We start from the raw sequence: 6,031 nt of genomic DNA, 5'->3' as shown, positions 1-6,031 counted from the left end.
ACTCGGAGGTGGCTCCGTGCTGTTCGTGGCGGCCGGGGCGGGGCCCCGTGCGGGCGGGCGTGCCGGGCCTTCATGGTGGTGTCTCCCGTAGGTCACCCACCCGTCCTACGGTGACGCTCATGCAGCTGAGAACCGTACTCGCGACCACCACCGCGGCCCTGGCGGCGGCGACCTGCCTGACGGGGGCGGGGACCGCCGCCGCCTCGGCCCAGGCACCGGCCCCGGCCCCGGTGAGCCACGTCTGCTCCCCGTCCGTCTCCCTCGACCGCTTCTCCGACGCGCTCGACAAGACGACGTACGACGGCACCTTCGTCGGCAACTTCTCCGCGCTCGCCGTGGACCGGGACGGCTCCCTCGCCGCCCTCTCCGACCGCTCCGCCCTCTTCGGCCTGGACCCGAGGACCCTCGCGCCCCGGAAGGCCGTCCCGCTCGCCGACGAGAACGGGGCCGCGCTGGACTCCGAGGGGCTGGTGATCGACCGGGACGGCACCCGGCTGGTCACCTCCGAGACCGAACCGTCGATCCGCCGCTACAGCGCCCAGGGCAAGATCCTGGACCGGCTCCCCGTCCCCGCCGCCCTCCGGGGCGCCCCGGCCGGCCGCGCCACCGCCAACCAGACCTTCGAGGGCCTGACCCTCCTGCACGGCGGCCGCACCCTGCTCGCCTCCATGGAGTACGCGCTCTCCGGCGACACGGCCGGCATCGTCCGCTTCCAGACCTGGACGCGGCACGCGAGGACCTGGAAGCCCGCGGAACAGTACGCCTACCGCACGGACGCCGCCTTCCTCGGCGTCCCCGAGGTACAGGCCCTGCCCGACGGCCGCCTCCTCGTCCTGGAACGCGGCTTCACCTCCGGCGTCGGCAACACGGTCCGCCTCTATCTGGCCGACCCCCGCCACGCGACGGACACCGGCGGCATCGAGAACCTCACGGGCCAGGCGGACGTACGCCTGATCGGCAAGACCCTGCTCACCGACCTCGCGAGCTGCCCGACCCTGGGCGCCACGGCCAAGCAGCCCCAGCCGAACCCGCTCCTCGACAACATCGAGGGCATGGCCGTCACCGGACACGACAAGGGCCGCCTGAAGGTCCTCCTGGTCAGCGACGACAACCAGAACGCGGTGCAGACGACCCGCTTCTACTCCCTGAGGGTCCGAGTCTGACCTCGGGATTTGTTGCGGAGGGATGAAATCCGCTTCCAGCCGCGTTGGTGCCTTCCGGTAGATCAGGACCATGGACGAACCGGAGGGCACCCGCGTGACACCGCAACGGGGATGGGCACGACGACTGGCCGGGTACGCCTGGCGCCACCCCAAGGACGTCGTCCTCGCCCTCGGCTCCTCCCTGGGCGGCATGGCCGTCATGGCGGTCGTCCCGCTGATCACCAAGGTGATCATCGACGACGTCATCGGCGCCCACACCCGGGACATGGCCCCCTGGGCCGGCGCCCTGATCGCCGCCGCCGTCCTCGTCTACGTCCTCACCTACGTCCGCCGCTACTACGGCGGCCGCCTCGCCCTGGACGTCCAGCACGACCTGCGCACGGAGATGTTCGACACCATCACCCGCCTGGACGGCCGCCGCCAGGACGAGCTGTCCACGGGCCAGGTCGTGGGACGGGCCACCAGCGACCTCCAGCTGATCCAGGGCCTGCTCTTCATGCTGCCGATGACGATCGGCAACTTCGCCCTCTTCGTGATCTCCCTGGCCGTGATGGCCTGGCTGTCGATCCCGCTCACCCTGGTCGCCCTGGCGGTCGCCCCGGCCCTGTGGGTGATCGCCAGGCGCTCCCGCTCCAAACTGCACCCCGCCACCTGGTACGCCCAGGCCCAGGCCGCCGCCGTCGCGGGCGTGGTCGACGGCGCGGTCAGCGGCGTGCGCGTGGTGAAGGGCTTCGGGCAGGAGGACCAGGAGACCGGGAAGCTCCGCCGGATCGGCCGCCGCCTGTACGCGGGCCGGCTGCGCACGATCCGCTTCAACTCGAAGTACACCCCGGCCCTCCAGGCCGTCCCCGCCCTCGGGCAGGTCGCCATGCTCGCGCTCGGCGGCTGGCTCGCGGTCCGCGGTCACATCACGCTCGGCACCTTCGTCGCCTTCTCCACCTACCTCGCCCAGCTCGTCGGCCCGGTCCGCATGCTCGCGATGGTCCTCACGGTCGGCCAGCAGGCCCGCGCCGGCACCGAGCGCGTCCTGGAACTGATCGACACCGACCCGTACCTGAAGGACGGCACCAAGGAGCTGCCCGCCGACGCGCCCGCGACGGTCGAGTTCGACGACGTCTCCTTCGGCTACGAGGACGGCCGCACGGTCCTCGACGGTCTCTCCTTCGAGATCCGCCCCGGTGAGACCCTCGCGGTCGTCGGCTCCTCCGGCTCGGGCAAGTCCACGGTCTCCCTCCTGCTCCCGCGCTTCTACGACGTCACCCACGGCGCCGTCCTGATCGGCGGCCACGACGTCCGCGAGCTCACCCTGGACTCCCTGCGGGCCGCGATCGGCCTGGTCCCCGAGGACTCCTTCCTGTTCTCGGACACGGTCCGGGCCAACATCGCCTACGGCCGTCCCGACGCGACTCAGGAGGAGATCGAGAAGGCCGCCCGCGCCGCCCAGGCGGACCGTTTCATCACCGAACTCCCCGAGGGCTACGACACCAAGGTCGGCGAGCACGGCCTCACCCTCTCCGGTGGCCAGCGCCAGCGCGTCGCACTCGCCCGCGCGATCCTCACCGACCCTCGCCTGCTCGTCCTGGACGACGCCACCTCCGCCGTGGACGCGCAGGTCGAGCACGAGATCCACGAGGCGCTCAAGCAGGTCATGGAGGGCCGTACGACCCTCCTCATCGCCCACCGCCGCTCCACCCTGAACCTCGCCGACCGCATCGCCGTCCTGGAGCACGGCCGCCTCGCCGACGTGGGCACCCACGAGGAGCTGGAGCAGCGCTCCGCCCTCTACCGCCGCCTGCTCACCGACCCCGACGGCCTCGGCGGTGTCTCCCCGGGCCACGCCCGGCCGGCCGCCGTCCAGGAGGACACCTCCGTACGCGAGGAACTGGACGCCGAGTTCGACGCCGAGCGCGGGGTGACGCCCCGGCTGTGGACCGGCGACCGCGAGCGCGGGAACGCCGAGGACACGGCCCTCGCCGGCACCCCGGCCACCCCCGAACTCCTGGCCCAGGTCGACGCGTTGCCCCCGGCCACGGACGTCCCCGACATCGACGAGGCACGCGCGGTCACGCCCGAGGAGTCGTACGGACTGCGACGGCTGCTGCGGGGCTTCGGACGCCCGCTGCTGATCAGCCTCGGCCTGGTCGCGCTGGACGCCGGCCTGGGTCTGCTCCTGCCCGTGATGATCCGGCACGGCATCGACGACGGTGTCTCGCGGATGGCCATGGGAGCGGTCTGGACGGCGACCCTGCTCGCCCTGCTGTCGGTGCTGGCCCAGTGGGCGGCCCAGTTCGGCGAGACCCGGATGACCGGGCGCACCGGCGAACGGGTCCTGTACGCCCTGCGACTGAAGATCTTCGCCCAGCTCCAGCGGCTCGGACTCGACTACTACGAGCGGGAGTTGACCGGCCGGATCATGACGAGGATGACGACGGACGTCGACGCCCTGTCGACCTTCCTGCAGACGGGCCTGGTCACCGCGTTCGTCTCGGTCGTCACCTTCTTCGGCATCATGGTCGCCCTGCTGGTGATCGACGTACAGCTCGCGCTGGTCGTCTTCGCGACCCTGCCGCCGCTGATCGTCGCCACGTACTTCTTCCGCAAGGCCAGCGTGAAGGCCTACGAACTCGCCCGGGAACGCGTCTCGGTGGTCAACGCCGATCTCCAGGAGTCGGTGTCCGGGCTCAGGATCGTGCAGGCGTTCCGGCGTGAGGCCGACGGCGGCCGGCGCTTCTCGGAGCGCAGCGACAGCTACCGCCAGGCCCGCATCCGGGGCCAGTGGCTGATCTCGGTCTACTTCCCCTTCGTGCAGCTGCTGTCCTCCGTCGCCGTGGCCGCCGTGCTGGTCACGGGTGCGGGCCGGGTGGACGCGGCGACCCTGACGACCGGCGCCCTGGTCGCCTACCTGCTCTACATCGACCTGTTCTTCGCCCCGGTCCAGCAGCTCTCCCAGGTCTTCGACGGCTACCAGCAGGCGACCGTCTCCCTGGGCCGCATCCAGGAGCTGCTCCAGGAGCCGACGTCCACGAAGGCGCCCGAGGAGCCGCTGGAGGTCCGCTCGCTGCGCGGCGAAGTGGCCTTCGAGAACGTGCACTTCGCGTACGGGGACGACGAGGAGGCGCTGGGCGGCATCGACCTGCGGATCCCCGCGGGCCAGACGGTCGCGTTCGTCGGCGAGACGGGCGCGGGCAAGTCCACCCTGGTCAAGCTGGTGGCCCGGTTCTACGACCCGACGGGCGGGCGGGTGACGGTAGACGGCACCGACCTGCGCTCCCTGGACCTGACCTCCTACCGCCACCGCCTCGGCGTGGTCCCGCAGGAGGCGTACCTCTTCCAGGGCACGATCCGTGACGCCATCGCCTACGGCCGCCCGGACGCCACCGACGCCGAGGTCGAGGCGGCGGCCCGCGCGGTCGGCGCCCACGAGATGATCGCCACGCTGGAGGGCGGCTACCTCCACGAGGTCGCCGAGCGCGGCCGCAACCTCTCGGCCGGCCAGCGCCAGCTGATCGCCCTGGCCCGCGCCGAGTTGGTCGACCCGGACATCCTGCTCCTCGACGAGGCCACGGCGGCCCTGGACCTCGCCACCGAGGCCCAGGTCAACCAGGCCACCGACCGGCTCGCGGGCCGCCGCACCACCCTCGTCGTGGCCCACCGCCTCACCACGGCGGCCCGCGCCGACCGGGTCGTGCTCATGGATCACGGCCGCGTCGCCGAGGACGGCACCCACGACGAACTGCTCGCCCGCAACGGCCGGTACGCGGACCTGTGGCGGACCTTCGTCGGCGAGGACGAGCCCGCGGCGGCGTGACCGGGGCCGGGGTGGCCGTCCACGGCGGCGTGAACCGGCCGTTCGAGGTGTCTCGTTGACGGTCGTGCAACCGTCCGACATACGTTTGACGTCCGTACACCTGTACGCCGGAGCTGCGGGAGGGGCGGCAGTGATCAGTGGAGCGATACGACGGCTGGCGCAAGGGCTGGCCGTGACGACGGTGGCCGGGATGCTCGCGGTCGCCGCGCCGGGGCACGCGCAGGCCGCGGCCACGTCGTGCGAGGGGCGCAAGGTCAGATCGTTCCCGTTCTCCACCGGCACCGTGGAGGTCTACAAGCGGCGCGGGTACGTGTGCGCGATCACGCTCCCCAAGCATCCCGGCGTCCGCCAGTACATGAGGGTGTACCTGCGCGCGTACGGGCTGCTGCCGGTCGAGGACGCCGACAAGTACAAGTACCGCGCCGGACCTGTCACCGTGCACGCCGGGCAGCGGAAGGTGTGGGTGAAGGGCCAGGTCGGCCGGGGCAAGTACGACTCGGACGGCTGGATCCGGCTCTGAGTCACGGACTCCCCACGGCATTTCCACGGGATTCCCCACAGGGTTTTCCCCATCGAGGCGCCATCTCCCCTGGTGCGGACCGCACTTGCGCCGCTAGCGTCCGGCGCACATCTGTACTCACAGGGGAGGGTGCATGCGCAAGGCGCTCAGATGGCTTCTCACGCTGGTCGTGCTCATAGGCACGGTCGGCACGGCAGGGGTGGCCACCGCCGCCGAGCCGGAGGCCCAAGGCACCGGTGCCACCAGCGACATCAAGGATCAGCTCCTCGCCGTCCCGGGGATGAGCCTGATCGAGGAGAAGCCGTACACCGGTTACCGCTTCTTCGTGCTCAACTACACCCAGCCGGTCGACCACCGGCACCCGTCCAAGGGCACGTTCCAGCAGCGCATCACCGTGCTGCACAAGGACGTGAGCCGGCCGACGGTGTTCTACACCGGCGGCTACAACGTCTCCACCACGCCTCGGCGCAGTGAGCCGACCCAGATCGTGGACGGCAACCAGGTCTCCATGGAGTACCGCTTCTTCACGCCCTCCCGGCC

3 protein-coding genes and 1 pseudogene are annotated in these 6,031 nt (G+C 71.5%); all 4 read left to right on the top strand.

Translation table 11 applies throughout. From position 1 onward, the window contains the following. The first annotated feature begins 119 nt into the window (after window positions 1-119). A complete protein-coding gene (locus EHS43_RS34905; protein WP_125194652.1) occupies window positions 120-1,163 on the top strand; it encodes an esterase-like activity of phytase family protein in 1,044 nt (347 codons plus the stop codon). 70 nt (window positions 1,164-1,233) lie between these two features. Further along, complete coding sequence (locus tag EHS43_RS34900) at window positions 1,234-4,971, top strand: ABC transporter ATP-binding protein (protein WP_125194651.1); 3,738 nt, start codon at window positions 1,234-1,236, stop codon at window positions 4,969-4,971. A 130-nt stretch (window positions 4,972-5,101) separates the two neighbouring features. Further along, entirely contained in the window at window positions 5,102-5,491 is a 390-nt protein-coding gene (locus EHS43_RS34895; protein ID WP_125194650.1) for a hypothetical protein, read from the top strand. A gap of 133 nt (window positions 5,492-5,624) precedes the next feature. After that, window positions 5,625-6,031: pseudogene (locus EHS43_RS34890) on the top strand (aminopeptidase); the annotation flags it as partial.

The organism is Streptomyces sp. RP5T (assembly GCF_003933965.1).
Classification (GTDB): Bacteria; Actinomycetota; Actinomycetes; order Streptomycetales; family Streptomycetaceae; genus Streptomyces.
The sequence above is the reverse complement of the archived record's forward strand: the minus strand, read 5'-3'. Positions and strand labels throughout refer to the sequence as shown.

Bases quoted from the DNA above. Each gene is read 5' to 3' on its own strand.
- EHS43_RS34905 (WP_125194652.1), top strand. From the start codon at position 120: ATGCAGCTGAGAACCGTACTCGCGACCACCACCGCGGCCCTGGCGGCG.
- EHS43_RS34900 (WP_125194651.1), top strand. From the start codon at position 1,234: ATGGACGAACCGGAGGGCACCCGCGTGACACCGCAACGGGGATGGGCA.